17 protein-coding genes and 1 riboswitch are annotated in these 16,209 nt (G+C 74.4%); of the genes, 5 read left to right on the top strand and 12 right to left on the bottom strand.

Annotation, left to right across the window (positions count from 1 at the left end):
• Nucleotides 1–3 precede the first annotated feature (3 nt).
• From ACIG5E_RS33450 to ACIG5E_RS33405, 10 genes are all read right to left on the bottom strand, one after another.
• A complete protein-coding gene (locus ACIG5E_RS33450; RefSeq protein ID WP_396539955.1) occupies nt 4–1,089 on the bottom strand; it encodes a cytochrome P450 in 1,086 nt (361 codons plus the stop codon).
• Nucleotides 1,074–2,558, bottom strand: a complete 1,485-nt coding sequence (locus ACIG5E_RS33445; RefSeq protein ID WP_396539953.1) for a cytochrome P450 — start codon at nt 2,556–2,558, stop codon at nt 1,074–1,076. Before ACIG5E_RS33445 ends, ACIG5E_RS33450 begins: the two co-directional genes overlap by 16 nt.
• Entirely contained in the window at nt 2,555–3,181 is a 627-nt protein-coding gene (locus tag ACIG5E_RS33440) for a GTP-binding protein (protein WP_396539951.1), read from the bottom strand. The genes ACIG5E_RS33445 and ACIG5E_RS33440 overlap by 4 nt, the downstream gene beginning before the upstream one ends.
• A complete protein-coding gene (locus ACIG5E_RS33435; RefSeq protein WP_380416133.1) occupies nt 3,159–3,506 on the bottom strand; it encodes a DUF742 domain-containing protein in 348 nt (115 codons plus the stop codon). Before ACIG5E_RS33435 ends, ACIG5E_RS33440 begins: the two co-directional genes overlap by 23 nt.
• Nucleotides 3,503–3,916 carry a roadblock/LC7 domain-containing protein gene (locus ACIG5E_RS33430; RefSeq protein ID WP_030289775.1) on the bottom strand — a complete coding sequence of 138 codons (414 nt, stop codon included), beginning with the start codon at nt 3,914–3,916 and terminating at the stop codon, nt 3,503–3,505. Before ACIG5E_RS33430 ends, ACIG5E_RS33435 begins: the two co-directional genes overlap by 4 nt.
• 68 nt (nt 3,917–3,984) lie before the next feature.
• Nucleotides 3,985–5,226: a sensor histidine kinase gene (locus ACIG5E_RS33425; protein WP_396539988.1), complete on the bottom strand. Its 1,242-nt coding sequence runs from the start codon at nt 5,224–5,226 to the stop codon at nt 3,985–3,987.
• Nucleotides 5,227–5,507: 281 nt separating this feature from the next.
• Complete coding sequence (locus tag ACIG5E_RS33420) at nt 5,508–7,688, bottom strand: SpoIIE family protein phosphatase (RefSeq protein WP_396539949.1); 2,181 nt, start codon at nt 7,686–7,688, stop codon at nt 5,508–5,510.
• 297 nt (nt 7,689–7,985) lie between these two features.
• Nucleotides 7,986–8,564: a TetR/AcrR family transcriptional regulator gene (locus ACIG5E_RS33415; protein ID WP_396539947.1), complete on the bottom strand. Its 579-nt coding sequence runs from the start codon at nt 8,562–8,564 to the stop codon at nt 7,986–7,988.
• 55 nt (nt 8,565–8,619) lie between these two features.
• Nucleotides 8,620–9,444, bottom strand: a complete 825-nt coding sequence (locus ACIG5E_RS33410; protein ID WP_396539945.1) for an alpha/beta fold hydrolase — start codon at nt 9,442–9,444, stop codon at nt 8,620–8,622.
• Nucleotides 9,445–9,544: 100 nt separating this feature from the next.
• Nucleotides 9,545–9,835: a YiaA/YiaB family inner membrane protein gene (locus ACIG5E_RS33405; RefSeq protein WP_396539943.1), complete on the bottom strand. Its 291-nt coding sequence runs from the start codon at nt 9,833–9,835 to the stop codon at nt 9,545–9,547.
• 196 nt (nt 9,836–10,031) lie between these two features.
• Nucleotides 10,032–10,190: riboswitch (cyclic di-AMP (ydaO/yuaA leader) on the top strand.
• A gap of 12 nt (nt 10,191–10,202) precedes the next feature.
• Between ACIG5E_RS33405 and ACIG5E_RS33400 the strand changes: the two genes are divergently transcribed.
• A complete protein-coding gene (locus ACIG5E_RS33400; protein WP_396539941.1) occupies nt 10,203–11,060 on the top strand; it encodes a M23 family metallopeptidase in 858 nt (285 codons plus the stop codon).
• A gap of 77 nt (nt 11,061–11,137) precedes the next feature.
• Here ACIG5E_RS33400 and ACIG5E_RS33395 read toward each other — a convergent pair whose 3' ends face one another.
• Nucleotides 11,138–12,013, bottom strand: coding sequence for a hypothetical protein (locus tag ACIG5E_RS33395; RefSeq protein ID WP_396539939.1), 876 nt, complete (start codon nt 12,011–12,013; stop codon nt 11,138–11,140).
• A gap of 42 nt (nt 12,014–12,055) precedes the next feature.
• Here ACIG5E_RS33395 and ACIG5E_RS33390 point away from each other — a divergent pair, with 42 nt between their 5' ends.
• From ACIG5E_RS33390 to ACIG5E_RS33375, 4 genes are all read left to right on the top strand, one after another.
• Nucleotides 12,056–12,643, top strand: a complete 588-nt coding sequence (locus ACIG5E_RS33390) for a GNAT family N-acetyltransferase (RefSeq protein ID WP_396539937.1) — start codon at nt 12,056–12,058, stop codon at nt 12,641–12,643.
• A 109-nt stretch (nt 12,644–12,752) separates the two neighbouring features.
• A complete protein-coding gene (locus ACIG5E_RS33385; RefSeq protein WP_396539935.1) occupies nt 12,753–13,487 on the top strand; it encodes a sensor domain-containing protein in 735 nt (244 codons plus the stop codon).
• A gap of 92 nt (nt 13,488–13,579) precedes the next feature.
• A complete protein-coding gene (locus ACIG5E_RS33380; protein WP_396539933.1) occupies nt 13,580–14,383 on the top strand; it encodes a hypothetical protein in 804 nt (267 codons plus the stop codon).
• 10 nt (nt 14,384–14,393) lie between these two features.
• A complete protein-coding gene (locus ACIG5E_RS33375) occupies nt 14,394–14,840 on the top strand; it encodes a GNAT family N-acetyltransferase (RefSeq protein WP_396539930.1) in 447 nt (148 codons plus the stop codon).
• Here the strand turns inward: ACIG5E_RS33375 and ACIG5E_RS33370 are convergent.
• Nucleotides 14,837–15,973 carry a hypothetical protein gene (locus tag ACIG5E_RS33370; protein WP_396539928.1) on the bottom strand — a complete coding sequence of 379 codons (1,137 nt, stop codon included), beginning with the start codon at nt 15,971–15,973 and terminating at the stop codon, nt 14,837–14,839. The genes ACIG5E_RS33375 and ACIG5E_RS33370 overlap by 4 nt on opposite strands.
• Nucleotides 15,974–16,209 lie beyond the last annotated feature (236 nt).

Raw genomic sequence — 16,209 nt, 5'->3', positions numbered from 1 at the left:
GGCTCAGACCGTCACCCGCAGGGTCCGCACGCTGTTGCTCACGAACGAGCCGATCGGCTCCGGCCGTGCGCCCTCCGCCAGGGCCAGCCCCGGGAACCGTCCGAACAGGTGCCGCAGCGCCGTCTCCGCCTCCAGCCGGGCCAGCCCCGAGCCGAGGCAGAAGTGCGGGCCGTGGCCGAGCGACAGGTGCCGGGCGGGCTGCCGGGTGAGGTCGAAGCGGTCGGCGTCCGGGTAGTGCCCGCCGTCGCGTCCGGCCGCCGCGTACGAGGCGAGCAGCGCCTCACCGCGCCGGATCACCGTGTCGCCGACCTCGATGTCCTCGATCGCGTAGCGCAGCGGGAACTGGCCGACCGGTGAGTCGTGGCGCAGCGTCTCCTCCACCACCGCCGACCACGGCTGCGTGCCGTCCAGCACCAGCCGCAGCTGGTCGGGGTGGGCGAGCAGGGCCCGTACCGCGTTGGTGATCAGGTTGAGGGTGGTCTCGTGCCCGGCGACCAGCATCAGCAGCAGGGTGCCGACGAGTTCGGCCTCGCTGAGCCCGCCCCCGGCCTCGCGGGCGGCGATCAGATCGGTGGTCAGGTCGTCGCCGGGCTCGGCCCGCTTGGCCGCCACCACCGAGGCCAGCAGGGCGTTGAGGTCCCGCTGGGCGGCGAGGGCCGCCTCCGGGGTGGCGGAGCTGGAGACCAGGGTGTCGGACAGCGCGTGCAGCCGGTCCTGCTGCTCCGCGGCGAGGCCGAGCAGTTCGCCGATCACCTGCATCGGCAGCGGGTACGCGAAGTGCTCGCGCAGGTCGAACGGGCCCTCCAGCTTCGCCACCGCGTCCAGCAGGGTGACCGTCCGGGCCTCGATCGCGGGGGCCAGCGCGGCTATTCGGCGCGGCGTGAAGGCCTGGCTGACCAGCCCGCGCAGCCGCTTGTGGTCCTCGCCGTCCGCGGTGATCATGCCGGGCACGGCGATGAAGTTGAGCAGCGGCCAGCCGTACGGCAGCCGGCCCTCCCGGAAGGTGGTCCACAGCGCGGGGTTCTTGCCCACCCGGGGGTCGGCCAGCAGCGACTGCAGGGTGTCGTGGTGGGTTACCGCCCAGACCACCACCCCACCAGGGAGTTCCACCAGGACGGCCGGGCCGGCTGCCCGGAGCCGGGCGTTCTCTCCGTGCTGGTCGCGTCCGAAGGGGTCGAGCCGGACGGGCTCGGGTCGGGAGCCGCGGGCGTCGTCGGTGGTGTCCATGCGGGCCTTTCGGGGGCTGGCGGGCGGGGCGGGGTGAAGGCGCTGTACAGCACCGGCAGGGCGACCAGGGCCCGCGACCAGGGGGACGGCCGCCAGGACAACTCGCCGGACGGTACTGCCAGTTGGAGGTCCGGCAGGCGATGCAGCAGGGTCTCGATCGCGGTCTCGACGATGATCCGGGCCGGGTGCTGGGCCGGGCAGACGTGCCGGCCCGCCCCCCAGGCCAGGTGGGCCCGGTTGCCGCCGAGCGAGCCCTGCGCGGCCGAGGCGGCGCCCTGGGCGGCCGGGTCGGCGTTGGCCGCGGCCAGGCCGAGCACCAGCATGTCCCCGGCGCTGATGTACTGGCCGCCGAGCACGGTGTCCCCGGTGGCCCAGCGGCCGGGGAAGTTCTGCGTCGGCGGGTCGCGCCAGAGCACCTCCTCCAGCGCGTCGGAGACGGTGAGCCGCCCGCCGGTCAGGGTGGCCCGGAAGCGCCGGTCGGTGAGCAGCAGCCGCAGGGTGTTGCCGATCCAGTTGATGCAGGTCTCGTTGCCCGCGATCATCAGCACCACCAGGTGGTGCGCCGCCTCCTCGTCGGTCAGCGCGGCCGGGTGGGCGAGCAGCCAGGAGGTGAGGTCGGCGCCGGGGGCGGTCCGGCGGTGCCGGACCAGCTCGGCCAGGGTCGCCTGGAACTCACCGGCGGCGCGCACCGATTCGGGTCCGCTGTCGACGAAGTGGCTGATCAGCTCGATCATCCGCGGCCCGCTGCCGGTGGGCAGGCCGACCAGCTGGGTGGAGACCAGCAGCGGCAGCGCGCGGGCGTACTGGCCGATCAGGTCGGCGGTGCCGTCCGGGCCCCAGCTGTCGATCAGTCCGTTGGCGGCGGCCTCGGTGGTCTCGCGCAGCTGCCGGTGGTCGATCTGGGCCAGGGTGTCCGAGACGGCGGCGCGCAGCCGCTGGTGCTCGGCGCCGTCCAGGTTGAGCAGGGTGGGCCGCCAGGCGGTCATCGGCTGCAGCCGCGAGTCGGGGGCCAGCCGGCCCTCGGCGGGGACCCGCCAGTGCCGCGAGTCCTTGGAGAACAGCGCCTCGTTGCGGGTGAGTTCGAGCAGTTCGCCGTAGCCGAGGACCAGCCAGGCCTCCACCCCGGGCTCCAGCTCGATCGGCGCGACCGGTCCGTAGCGCTCGCGCAGCCGGGCGTACAGGCCGTGCGGGTCGTCGGCGACGGCCTGCCCGTACAGAGGGGTCAGCGGGACGCCCATGGGGAGCCCGCCGCTGTGCGGGGCCCCGCCGTAGGCGGCACCGTGCGCGACCGGGCAGCCGCCGGGCGCCCGCGGGGGCTCGGGAGCGGTCATCGCCGCAGCTCCAGGAGCGAGCTGCGGTGCAGGTGGTCGACGAAGTCGATCAGCAGGTCGTAGGACTGCCGCCGGTCCCGGGCGTCGCAGTAGAGGATCGGCACCTCCGGCAGCAGGTCCAGCGCCGAGCGCAGCTCCTCCTCCGGGTAACTCGGCGTGTCCGGGAAGGTGTTGACCGCCACCGCGAAGGGGATGCGCTGCTCCTCCAGCCGGCCGAGCACGTCGAAGCTCTCGTCCGGCCGGCGCAGGTCGACCATCGCGATGGCGCCGAGCGCGCCGCGCGACAGGTCGTCCCACAGCGGCCAGAACCGCTGCTGCCCGGGCGTGCCGAACAGGTACAGCGCGAGCCGGGAGTTGAGCGTGATCCGGCCGAAGTCCAGGGCGACCGTGGTGGTGGTCTTGTCGCCGCGCCCGGTGAGGTCGTCCACGCCGCTGCTGGCGGCGGTCATGGTCTCCTCGGTGCGCAGCGGGGTGATCTCGCTGAGCGAGCCGACCAGCGTGGTCTTGCCGACCCCGAACGGGCCGGTGACCAGGATCTTCACCGCGCCCTGCACCGAGGACGGCAGGTACTGCGGCCCGGCCGGCCGGGAGGCGGGGGCTTCAGCGGAGTTGGCGGAGGCCAACGAGCACCTCTTCCAGGAGGGTTGTGGGCAGGCGTTCGGCCTGCGGGACGGGCGGGAGCACCTGCACGGCGCCGAGGTCCCAGAGGTCGCCGACCAGCACCTTGACGACGCCGAGCGGCAGCCCCAGGTGGGCCGCCACCTCGGCGACGGACAGCAGGCTGTGGCAGAGCCCGAGGATGCGCCGGTGCTCCCGGTTGAGCAGGACGTGCTCGGGCAGTGCCGGGGGCTCGGATAACGCGCTGACCAGGCTCTCGATCGCCAGGTCGGTGCGGGTGGGGCGGCTGCGGCCGCCGGTGATCACGTAGGGCCGGACCGGCCCGTTCACCGGTGGCCCCCCGCCGCGTGGTCGACGCGCGGCGGGCTGGTCAGGTGGGTGCCGATCCGCTCGACCAGGACCTGCATCTGGTACGCGACCAGCCCGGCGTCGACCGCCTCGCTGGTCACCACGGCCAAGTGGGCGCCGGCCCCGGCGGCGACGATGAACAGGTAGCCGCCGCCGTACTCGATGATGATCTGGCGGGTGGCGCTGCCCGGGCCGCCGAAGCCGGCCGCGACGCCGCGGGCCAGCGACTGCAGCCCGGAGCAGGCGGCGGCGAGCCGCTCGGCGTCCTCGCGGGCGATGTCGGCGCTGCGGCCGATCTCCAGGCCGTCGTTGGAGACGACGACGGCGTGCTGGACCTGCGGGACGGCGATGATGTCGGCGAGCAGCCAGCCGAGATCGGGGGTGGTGGTCATGGAACTCTCCGGAGCGCTGGGGAAGTCGGGGGAAGCCGGGGGAACTCGGGGAAGCGGGACGGGAACGGTCAGTGCGGGCCGGGGGGCCGGCCCTGGGCGCGGGCGGCCGACCGGCCGTTGGCGGTCCCGGCCTGGAACATCGTCATGAACGCCTGCGCGTCCCGGGCCGAGCGGTACGGCGGCTCGGGCGGCGGCGGGGGAGCGGCGTGCTGGGCGGGGCGGTTCCCGTGGTCGCGCCGGTGCCTCCGGCGGGGCAGCGGGGGCGGGACGTCGCCGGTCGCGGGCGGGCGGCCGGCGGGCGGGGGCTCCACCAGCGGGTGAGCGGCGCCGGCGGTCGGCTGCGGGGTGGAGGTGAACGCCGGGTCGGGGCGGAAGGCCGGGTCGTCCCCGCTGAACCCGAGCCCTAGTCCCGGGACGGTCGGCGGCAGCGGCTCGGTGAGCAGGGCGTTCGGCAGCAGCACGACGACGCGCACGCCGCCGTACGGCGAGGGCGCCGAGCTGAGGGTGACCCGGAAGCCGTAGCTCTCGGCCAGCCGGCCGACCGCGGCCAGCCCCAACTGCGGCACCTCGCCGAGCCGGGAGACCTCCAGGCTGCTGCCCCCGGCGAGCGCGGCGGCGGCCTTGGCGACGGCCTGTTCGGGCATGCCGACGCCGCCGTCGTCGATCTCGATGACGGCGCCGTTGTGCACCGGCGTCAGGGTGACGAACACCTGGGTGCTGGGCGGGGAGTAGCGGGTGGCGTTGTCCAGCAGCTCGGCGATGGCGTGGATCAGCGCCTCGGCGGCGGCGCCGACCACCGCGGTCTCGATCCGGCTGCGGACGACCACCCGCTGGAACGGCAGGATGCGCGACTGGGCGCCGCGCACCACGTCCTCCAGCGAGACCGGCTCGGGCCAGTGCCGTCCGGCCCGGGCGCCGCACAGCACGGCCAGGGTCTGGGCCAGCCGGGCCTGTTGGGCGGCGGCGTGGTCGGCCTTGAGCAGGCCCTCCAGCAGCGCCGGGTCGTCGTGGGTGCGCTCCATCTCGTCGAGCAGTGCCTGCTGGTCGTGGGCCATGACGAGGATCCGGCGGGCCACGCTGAGGAAGGCCCGCTGGGTGGAGGCGGTGAGCTCCTGCTCCTGCTGGACCGCGGCCAGGTCGGCGCCCCGGCGGGACAGCTCGGAGGTCAGCTGCTCCTGGAGCCGGGCGAGTTCGCCCTCCAGCCGGTCGGCCCGGCCGCGCTGGGTGACGGACACGGCGCGGTACCGCGAGGCGGCCACGAGGGCGAGGACGGCGAGCACGCCGGTAGCCGTTGCGCACCACTGAGTCATCGTCACGCGGCGAATTCTAGGGCGATGATCCTACGAAGGTGTGAACGGATCTCGCCATCTGACTGGATCTCGTCAATATCGAGTCAATACGCCGTCATCCCGGTGTTGTTCGGACGCGATCCCGGTGCCCTGACGAGCCGCCCGGTCGTTCGTCCAGGGTCTTCCGAACCCCGTCGATGTGACGGGTGATGGCTGATTCGCGTCCCGGGATGTGGGGGACTGGTGTGCACGATGTTGTTGAACGGACGACATTCGGTGCAGGTGAACAATTCCGCCCCGGGTTACGGAAGGGGCGGCATCCGGTGCAGGAGCAGCAGCGCCACGTCGTCCGGCCGGGACCGGCGCTCGGTCACGTTCAGGGTGAGCAGATCGGCCAGCCGCTCCAGCGCCGGCGCCGGGCCGATCCGCCCCGGACCGGTCTGCCGGGCCCACAGCTCCAGCCCGCCCAGCATCCGCTGCACCGACTCGTCGTAGTCCTCCTCGCGGTCCTCGACCAGCCCGTCGGTGTACGCCAGCAGCGTCTCGCCGCCCGCCAGCCGACCGGTGGCCAGCGGGTACGGCTGCCCCGGGTCCACCCCCAGCGGCGGGCCGCCCGGCAGCTCCAGCTCGACGGCCGTGGCGTCGGCGGCGATCCGCACCGGCGCCGGGTGCCCGGCCCGGGCCGCGGTCAGACTGCCGTCCGCCGGGTCCAGGGTCAGGTAGAGGCAGGTCGCGAACAGCTCGGTGTCCAGCTCGGCCAGCAGCCGGCTGGTCCGGGCCAGCGTGGCGGCCGGGTCGTGCCCGTCCGTCGCGTACGCCCGCAGCCCGCTGCGCAGCTGGCCCATCACCGCGGTCGCCTCGGCGTTGTGGCCCTGCACGTCGCCGATCACCAGCCCGATCCGGCCGTCCGGCAGCTTCAGCAGGTCGTACCAGTCGCCGCCGATCTGCATGCCCTCGGTGCTCGGCAGGTAGCGGGCCGCGGTGGCGATCCCGGGCAGCCGGGGCAGGGTGCGCGGCAGCATCGCGCGCTGCAGCTCACCGGCCCGGTGGTGGTGGGTGTCGTACAGCCGGGCCCGCTCCAGGGACTGCGCGAGGATGCCGGCGAACGCCGAGTACAGGGTGCGGTCCTCGCGGCTGAAGGCGCGCTCGGCGGCGAAGGTGATCAGGCAGGAGCCGACCTGCCGACCCGAGGCGACCAGCGGCAGCACCGCCCAGGCGGCCGGGGCGTCCGCGCTCCTCGGCCTTCCGCCGGGCTCGCTGAACAGCAGGGCCGAGCGGGCCAGCGAGTGCTGCATCATCCCCTCGGACAGGTCCGCCAGCCGGGTCAGCTCGGCGCGGCGCGGGCCGCCGTACACGGTGTGCGAGACCGGCAGCAGCCGGCCCTCGTCCACCAGGTCCAGCACGATGCCGGCGGCGCCGAAGGCCGGTCGGGCGACATCGGTGACGGCGGCGGTGACCTCCCGCACCGTCACCGCGCGGGACAGCGCCCGGGTGAGCGACAGCAGCAGCGCCGTCCGGGCCCCGGCCGGGTCGTGCTGCGGCCCGGCGTCCCGGTCCCCGCGGTGGTCCACGTCGGCGAGCAGCCCGGCGATCCGCACCGGACGTCCGTGCACGTCCAGCATCACCTCCCCGGACTCCTCGACCCGCGCCACCTTCCCGCCCCGGCGCAGCACCCGGTAGCCGATCCGGTAGCGCCCGCCGCTCGCCAGGGCCTCCGCCAGGGCGGCCTGCACGTCCGGCAGGTCCTCGGGGTGGACGATCCGCTCCAGCTCCGGCGCGGCCCCGTCAGCGGCCACCGGCCGGCCGGCGACCGCGAACGCGGCGGCGTCCCAGTAGCTCTCCCCGGTGACCAGGTCACGCTCGAAGGCGCCGTGCCCGGCGGCCCGCACCGCGAGCGACAGCAGCGGGTGCGCCAGCGCCGGATCCGGGCCCGCCTGCCGCGCCGGCCGGGCGTCCGCGTGGTCCAGCAGGTGATCGAGCAGGTGGTGCAGCCGGTGGGCGCAGGCCCCGGCGATCGTCTCCAGCACGTCCAGGTCCCGCGGCGGCACCGTGCCCCGGTGCGCCAGCGCGAGCGCCAGCACCCCGATCGCCCGCTCGTCCACCACCAGTGGCAGGGTCGCCACCGAGATCATCCCGGTCCCCATGCCGGCGTTCCGGTTCGGGTAGTCGATGCTGGTGTGCTCCGGACTCAGCAGGTAGGGGCGCCGCAGCCGCAGTGCCATCGCGGCCGGCAGCTCCCCGGCCGGATCGACCAGCCCGTACCGCTCGTGCGCCCAGTCCGGCAGCCCGTGCGAGGCGGTCAGCCGCAGCATCCCCGCGGAGTCCAGCAGGTAGAGCGCCGAGCCCTCCCCGGTGATCCAGCCCGGCCCCTCCGCGAGCACGGTGCCGAGCAACTCGGCGGCACTGGTGCAACCCAGCAATAAGCGCACGCAGCGCATCGGGCTGCGGGCGCTCGTCCGGCTCTCGTCCTGGGGGATGGGCACTAAATCTTCATACCCTATTTCCACCCCCAACGGCCGCACCCCTCCCTCCGCCCACACCCGACCCGCACGCCACAGCGGCCCGGCGCCTGCGCGAGAAGTCGACGGGGCCGACTTCTCGCGCACTCGTTCGCCGCTGCGCGCCCATCCGCACGGGAGCGGGTTTGCGATACAGATGGAGCGCCGAAAGTCGACGAGGCCGACTTCTCGTGCGTTCGTTCGCTGGTGTGGGCCATTCGCGCGGGGCCGTTTCGGCTGACTCCTCGCCTCTGTCGCTGCGGCGGCTGCCGGGCCGACTTCCTACTCCTCCTCCGCCTTCGGCCACGAGTGGAGGCCCGTGGTGAGGGTGGCGATGAGGCGGTTGTGGGTGGTGGTGAGGTCTTCGGCGAGTTGGAAGGCGCCGGTGATGGAGAGGGCGGCGAAGCCGTGGGCGAGGGAGCGGACGGTGCGGGCGGCGTGGATCACCTCGGGGCCGTCGAGGCCGTAGCCGCGGAGGACGGCGACGATGACGCCGACGAGGCGGGTGGCCGCGTGGGTGAGGTCGTCGTCGGGTTGGGGGGCCTGGGGGAGGGCGGTGTAGCGGTGCGGGTGTTCGGTGGCGTAGGCCTGGTAGGCGCGCAGGACGGCGGTGACGGCGTCGTCCCCGCTGCGCCCGACCGCGGCCTCCGCGAGCCGGTCGGCGAGTTCCTCGGTGACCCGGACGGCGATGAGCCGCCGGAGTTCGGCGAGACCGCCGCTGACGTGCTTGTACAGCGAGGGGGTGGCGACTCCGGCGCGGGCGGCGACGGAGGCGAGGGTGAGGGCTTCGGTGCCCTGGTCGTCGATGAGGGCGAGGGCGTGGTCGACGACCTGGTCGGGGGTCAGTCCTACGCGGGGCATGGCTTCTGGTTCTCCGTGAAGCGTGGGGGGAGGACGGGTTCAGGCGAGTACGGGTTCAGGCGAGTTCGGCGAGGAAGGGCAGCAGGGCGTCGGCGACGGCCCGGGGGTTGTCGGCCATCGGGTAGTGCCCGGATCCCTCGATCATGACCTTCCGCGCGCCGAGCTTCTCGGCCTGGAGGTCGGCGACGGCCTCGGGCTTGGGGAAGTCGGGGTCCTTGCTGCCCATCAGCACGAGGGCGGGGCAGCGGACGGCCGCGCTCCAGCCGATCGGCGCGGAGTCGCCGGTGACGTGGCCGCGGGTGGCGGTCCTGCGGCCGGGGGTGCGCAGGGCGGCGACCAGCCCGTCCACGTAGCCGTCGAGGTCGGCGGGCCGGGGGCCGGGGAAGGCCATCTTGCGGAGGTAGTAGCCCCAGACCGCGGGCCACTGGACCATCGCGGCGCCCATGACGACCATGACGCCCTTCATGAGCGCGTTGGCCCGGTGCTCGACGAAGGCGTCGATGAGCGCGATCCCGGCGACCCGCTGGGGTGCGTCCCCGGCGAGCTTGACGACCGTCGCGCCGGTGTAGGACTGCCCGACCAGGACGGCCCGCTCGATGCCGAGGTGGTCGAGCAGGGCGAGGACGTCGGTGGCGACGGCGGAGGGGCTGTAGTCGTCCCAGACGATCGAGGACTCGCCGAAGCCGCGCAGGTCCATGGTGATGACCCGGCGCCCGGCCGCGGTGAGCAGCGGGTGGAGGTGCCGGTAGGCGCGGCGGGAGTCGAGCATCCCGGGGAGCAGGACGACGGGGGTGCCTTCGCCCTGCCGGGTGTCGTCGTACGCGAGGCGGCCGCCGGGGACGTCGAGGTACTGGGTGCTCGGGGTGATGGTGCCGTTCATGGTGGGCCTCCACGGGCTCGCTCGCTGCTGCCGATAGCCATAAAGCTACGGCTAATAGCCTTAGCCGTCAAGGGGTCGCGGCTCACGCGAAGGGCCCCGTTCAGGTCCCTTCGACCCTGAACGGGTCGTGCTCGCTGAGCAGCTTCTCCAGCCGGGCCTGGTCGACCCGGGCGACGGTGTCCGAGGACTCCTGGCGGTCCCGGATCACCTTGGCCAGCGTGAACGAGGAGGTGACGGTGTAGAGGAGGCCGATCCCGAGGAAGGCCCGGGTCCAGCCGCCGACGGGCAGGTAGGCGATCCCGGCGGCGAGGGCCGTGCCGGAGATGGCGAAGGAGAGGACGGCCTGGGCGTAGTACGCGGCCGTGGTGCGTGACTGCATCGGTGCGCTCATGGCGCCAGGATGCGGTGGGCCGGCCGGGGTGCACATGAGTAGGAGTACTCAGATGAACCGGGTGGCTGAGGGGTCGTTCGTTGACGTCCGATCACCTGTTCCCCAGCCGTCGCGGACGGATGGCTTGGAATCAGGGCCTCCTAGGATTAACGTTTGATAACGCAGCGCGGTCGTCAACGCCGTACCCAGACGGCACCGTGCGCCGTCGCCTAATCCCGCCGGCCGGCCTCCGGGCAGGCCAGGGAGCCGGGGAACCATGTTCCTTGGGGTGAATCGGCGGGGCTCCGGCCCGGCCGTAGGAGACCTTCCTGCTCCGAACCCGTCAGCTAACCCGGTAGGCGCGAAGGAAGGAAAGGAGCGCGCCTCCGTGGCGTCGACGCACACCCCGGCACACCCGGCCGGCCCCGCAGCCGGTACCCAGCTCCTCGACCACCCCGGCCCGAACGGCTCCGAGCCCCGCGACTCCGGCCCCGCCGACCCGTTCGTCCCGGAGGCCGAGGCCAACCGCCACCGGATGCCGCGTCAGACCCGAGGGGCCTCCCCGCTGCTCGGCGTCACCGCCGTCGCCGCCACCCTGGGCGCCACCGGCTTCGCCTCCGCGACCCCGGCCGCCGCGCCCGCCGTCGAGGCCCCGGACGAGACCCCGGTCGCCCTGGCCGCCGATCCCGGCCTCGCGCTCGCCGCCCGCATCCAGCAGCAGGCCGACAGCCAGCGCACCGCCGCCGAGGAGAGCGCCCGCGTGCAGGCCGCCCAGGAGGCCGGGGCCAAGGCCGCCGCCAAGGAGGCCGAGGCCAAGCGCGCCGCCGAGGAGGCCGAGCGGGCCAAGGCCGCCGCCCTCACCCTGCCGGTGAAGGACTACAACCTCTCCGCCCACTACGGCCAGAGCGCCCGCTACTGGGCCCACCTGCACACCGGCCTGGACTTCGCCGCCGACACCGGCACCCCGGTCTACGCGGTCGGCCAGGGCACCATCACCTCGGCCGGCTGGTCCGGCGCGTACGGCTACCGGATCGTCGAGACCCTGCCCGACGGCACCGAGATCTGGTACTGCCACCTGTCCTCGATCATCACGGGCTCCGGCAAGGTCACCTCCGGCCAGCAGATCGGCAAGGTCGGCGCGACCGGCAACGTCACCGGCCCGCACCTGCACCTGGAGGTCCGCCCCGGCGGCGGCGCCCCGGTCGACCCGGAGACCTGGCTCCAGCAGCACGGCCTCAACCCGTAACGGCCCCGGGAACCCGTCACAACGTCGGGGGGAGCAGCCCCGGGGCACGCCCGGGGCTGCTCCCCCCCCCCGCCACCTCACTCCGGCGGCAGCTGCGCCAGGTACGCGTCGATCTCCTCCGCGCCCGGCTCCGGCGCGAGCTCCGGGAACTCCTCCACCAGCAGCCGCGGCAGCCCGGGCACCGTCCACTCGCCGAGCAGGTCGAGCGCCACCTCGGCCGCCGCCGCCTCGAACTCCTCGAAGCCCCCGGCCAGTTCGTCCGGCATCGGCCGCCCCAGCGCGGTCAGCTCGGCCAGGTTGCGGTAGCTGCGCCGCATCAGGCCCTGCTCCAGCAGCCGCCGCGCGCCGTCGGTGGCCATGCCGACGGACAGCACCCGGCCCGGCCCCCAGCCCGGCTCGTCCGGCTCGTCCAGCCAGCCGGTCGGCACCAGCGCCTCGTACCCGGCCAGCCGCTCCTCCTCGCCGAGGCCGGCGAAGCCGGTCAGCCAGTCCCGGACGGCCGCGAGGTCCGTCACGTCCACCCCGTGCGCGTGCAGCAGCACCGCGTACAGCCGGGGCCAGGTCACCAGGTCGGCGCGGCGCAGCAGCCCGGCCGCGACCTCGCCCTGCCACTCGGCCTCGGCGTGCAGCCGCTCCTGGCGCTTGGCGTTGAGCCGCTTCGCCGCCCGCTGGTGGTCGACCAGCAGCCGTACGGCGTCGCCGTACGCGAGCGGGTCCTCCTCCGGCGCGGGTTGGACGTAGAGGTGGAGCCGTTCGTACAGCAGGTGCTCCACCGCGTCGGAGGTCAGTTCGGGCCAGCCGTCGTGCATCCTGCCCTCGCCCAGCTCCAGCAGAGCCAGCACCGCGTGCAGCGGCGCCTCGGCCACCGGCGCGCGGTCCTGCCCGGCTGCCGCCCAGGCGAGCAGGTCGGCGGCCCTGGTGCGCGGGGCGAGCCGCAGGTCTTCGTCGTTCATATTCCGAACGGTAGCCGTCGGACGGGGATAGGGTCGGCAGCCATGGTCCCCGTACGCCTCACCGGCCCCAGGCTCGCCATCCGCGAGTACCACCACACCCCGGCGGAACTGGACGCGTTGCACGCGCTGTACAGCGACCTGGAGGTGACCCGCTACCTCCCCTTCGAACCGCGTGACCGTGAGACCTGCGCTGACCAGATCGAGCTCTACCTGGAGGAGGCGATGGCCGAGGAGCGGGACACCTACCGGCTCGCCGTCGTCCGGCGCGAGGACGCCGAGGACCCGGAGGACGCGCTGCCGATCGCGCACGCCAGCCTCACCCTCGGCAAGTACCGCTCCGCCTACCTCGGTTACGTGCTGAGCCGCGCGGTGTGGGGCCGCGGCTACGCGGGCGAGATCGCCGGGCTGCTCTGCGAACTCTCCTTCGGCCCGCTCGGTTTGCACCGGCTGGTCGCCCGGGTCGACGTGGACAACACGGCCTCGGTCAAGGTGCTCACCAAGCTCGGCTTCCAGCTGGAGGGGCGGGTCCGGCACGACCTGTACAAGGGCGGCGTCTGGTCCGACTCGTACCAGTACTCGCTGCTTTCCGACGAGTGGACCGGCCCGCTCGCCCCGCCGCAGGGGGGTTAACCCCACCCCTGATCCGCCGGTCCCCCGGATGTCCTCCCGGCCGCGTTCCGGCCAGACTGAAGTCCGTCAGTACGGGAGACCGCGAGAACGAGGGGCCGGGGGCCGGGAGATGAGCAACAGCACGCTGGGTCAGGAGTGGGACGGCCCGGACGGTCACGGCGACGGCACCCGCCCGGCCCGGGCCCGCCGCACCGAGCAGCCGCCGGGCTTCTGGCGGGCGCCGTTCTCCGGGCAGTACTACCGCGAGGTCGGCTACGCGCTCACCGGCCTGCCGGTGGCGATCGTCGGCTTCACCGTCTCGGTCACCCTGTTCTCCCTCGGCCTGGGCACCTTCGTCACCGTCCTCGGCCTGCCGGTGCTGGCCGGTCTGACCAGCGCCGCCCGCGGCCTGGGCCGGGCGGAGCGGGCCCGGGTGCGCGGGATGCTCGCCCTGGACGTGCCCGGCCCGGCGCCGGTGCGCCAGGTGCGCCCGGGCAACTGGGGCGCGATCACCGCGCGGCTGGCCGACGGGCCGGGCTGGAAGGCCGCGCTGTACCAGCTGGTGATGTTCCCCTGGGCGGTGTTCAGCTTCTCGATGACCCTGACGTTCCTGGTGCTCGGCTGGGCGATGGCGCTCTACCCGCTCTACCACTGGGTCTTCCCGCACTACACCTCGTGGCACGGCTACCAGCTGTTCGACTACACCGACAGCCACCACGTCCGGCACGCCTACTACGTCGAGGGCACCTGGCAGATCGCCGCGTTCTCGGCGATCGGAGTGCTGCTGATCTTCCTCACCGCGCGGCTGGTCCGCGGCCTGACCAGCGTCAACCGGGCCGCCGCCCAGGGGCTGCTCGGCCGCTGAGCCCCGGTACCGCCCGCCCGTCGTACCCCGCCCCGCCCGCATCCGGACGCGCTTCGAATGCGGGCGGGGCGGCCCCGTGTTCGGATGACCAGGTGATCACCGCCCCGGCCCAGGACCCCGCCCCGGAGCCGGACGTCCTGGTCACCTCCCGCCCGCTGGACGAGTACTGCGCACTGTTCGGCCTCACCCGCGCCCGGCTCGCCGCCCTGCCCGGCCCGCTGCTGGACTGCCCGGGCGGCGCGGCGGGCCTGGCCGCCGAGGCCCGCGAGCTGGGCTGCCGGGTGATCGCCGCCGACCCGGCGTACGCGCTGCCGCTGCCCGAGGTCGCCGCCCGGGCGCTGGCCGCCCGGGCGGCGATGGCCGTCGCGATGGCCGCCCGCCCCGAGCTGTACCCCTCGCCGCGCCCGTCCCGCCCGAACCGCCCGGAGCGCTACCTGCGCAGCTGGGACCGCGCCCGCCGGCTGTTCACGGAGGACGCCGCCGCCCACCCGCAGCGTTACGTGGCCGCCGCGCTGCCCCGACTGCCCTTCGCGGACGGCGCCTTCGCCCTCACCCTGAGCGGCTACCTGCTCTTCGCCTACCCCGAACTGTTCGGCCCGGAACACCAGTTGGCCGCCCTGGCCGAGCTGGTCCGGGTGACGGCCGCGGACGGGGAGGTGCGGGTCCAGCCGCTGAACGACGGCCGCGGCCGCCGCTGCGGACACCTCGACCGGCTGCGGTACGCGCTGGGCGAGCGCCGGATAGCCAGCGAGGTCCGCCGGGTGCCGCACGGGGACGGCCGCGCCCGAAGGGTCCTGGTGCTGCGGGCCGCCGACCACCGCTCCCGCCGGCCGCCGCTCCCGCCGGTCGCCGTCGCCGAGCCCGCTGTAATGGTCACTGGGCCGGTCTGCCCCTAGACTCAGCCCCATGAGTGAGACCACGATCCGGTCCGCCCGACCGGCCGACGCCGACCGGCTCACCGCACTGATCCAGGCCTCCAGCGCCTACCGCGGGGCGTACTCCGCCATGATCGACGGCTACGCCGTGGAGCCCGACTACGTCGAACGCCACGAAGTCCGGATGGCCGTGGACCGCACCGACGACCGACTGCTCGGCTTCTACGCGCTGATCCACGAACCGGCCGAACTGGACCTGATGTTCGTCGCCGACGAGGCCCAAGGGCTGGGCATCGGACGGGCGTTGATCACCGACATGCTCGACCGAGCCCGGGCCGCCGGGATCGCGGCGGTCAAGGTCGTCTCGCACCCGCCCGCCGAGGGCTTCTACCTGCAGGTCGGCGCCGAGCGCACCGGCACCCGCCCGCCGCAGCCCAAGACCCCCTGGGAACAGCCCGAACTGCGCTTCACCGTTTAGGGCCTGTCCGGATTCGACTGCCCGGCGCCCTGCGCAGAACTCGCAGGCTCACCGCTCCCGGCAGCGGCCGACGGCTGCGCCGGGACGAAGGCCGCCGCCGGCAGCCGGGAGAGGATCTTCTCCGCCAGCCAGCTGCGGTCCGACCCGTACGGAATGCCCTGCGGGTCGACCAGCTGCGCCGCCACCGCGTCCCGCAGCCGCTGCGCCTCGGCGCCGGGCAGTCGGGAGAGCAGGCCCCGGGCGGCCAGTAGCGCGTGGTACTGCTCGAAATCGGAGTGCGGGTGCTCGATCGCGTCCAGCACGCTCGACAGGTCCGCCAGCGAGGGGTCGCCCTGCATCAGCGCGAGCGCCTGGATCCGGCGACCCTCGGTGCCGTCCGCGAAGAGGTCCCGCACCTGGTCGGCGGTCAGCGCCGAGCGCTTCGCGGTCGAGCGGACCTCTGCCACCACGCCGTCCGGCCCGGCCGGGGAACCCATGGCGGGCGGCAACTGCGCGGCCAGCGCGGCGGGTTGCCCGGCGCTGCCGCCGAGCAGCCCGAGCTGCTGCATCGCGCGCACCCGCAGGTCATCGGCGCCCACCTTGTCGCCCCGCCGGTCGCGGTCCTGACCGGCCAGGAAGAGGTCCAGCGCCTCGTCCGTCTCGGTCAGCACCCGCGGCAGTGCCAGCCTGGTCACCAGCCAGCCGGCCAGGAAGCCGAGGACCAGGAAGTACAGCACCAGCGCGGCCGCGAACGGCACCGCGGCGTCCTCGCCGCCGAGTACGGGTGCCAGCGCCGTACCGAGCTGGTGCAGCCGCTCGCCGAGCGAGCCGAGCTGGGTCAAGCCGACGCCCAGCAGCACCTTGGTCAGCCAGTCGGAGACCTGCTCCAGATTGGTGTTCGGCGCGTACGAGCCCTGCGGCTCACCCGAGTCGCTCCTCACCCGGGGCACCCCGAACAGGAAGCCCAGCGCGCCGCCGAGTACCGTCGAGGCGCCGGCCACCACCAGGCCGCCGCCGAGCGCCTGCCAGGCCTGCGCTCGGCCGAGCGCGAACAGCAGCAGCCCGAGCAGGCCCGTACCGCCCAGCACCGCGGCCGCCGTCCACTGCGCCGTCCGCAGCGCCGACGTGCCGACCCGTCGCCGTGCCACCGCCATCGCCCACCCCCTGTGTCCGCTCCGCTGCGCCCCGTCGTCCCGTGGCGGGGCCGCGCCGACTCTAGCGCCGCGGCCCCGCCACGGGAACGCACCGGGGGCGCCGCCGCTACGACGGGTCCGGCGGCTGGAAGCAGCTTCGGCAACGGCCGCGGAAACGCAGACGGCCCGCGGGCTGCTCCTCGGCGCCGGCCCGTGCACTGGCCTGGCGCCCGAGGCACCGGGGATGTACCGGTGAG

It is taken from the genome of Kitasatospora sp. NPDC053057, assembly GCF_044546945.1.
Classification (GTDB): Bacteria; Actinomycetota; Actinomycetes; order Streptomycetales; family Streptomycetaceae; genus Kitasatospora.
Note: the sequence above shows the minus strand (reverse complement) of the source record. Positions and strands in the feature narration are given on the sequence as shown.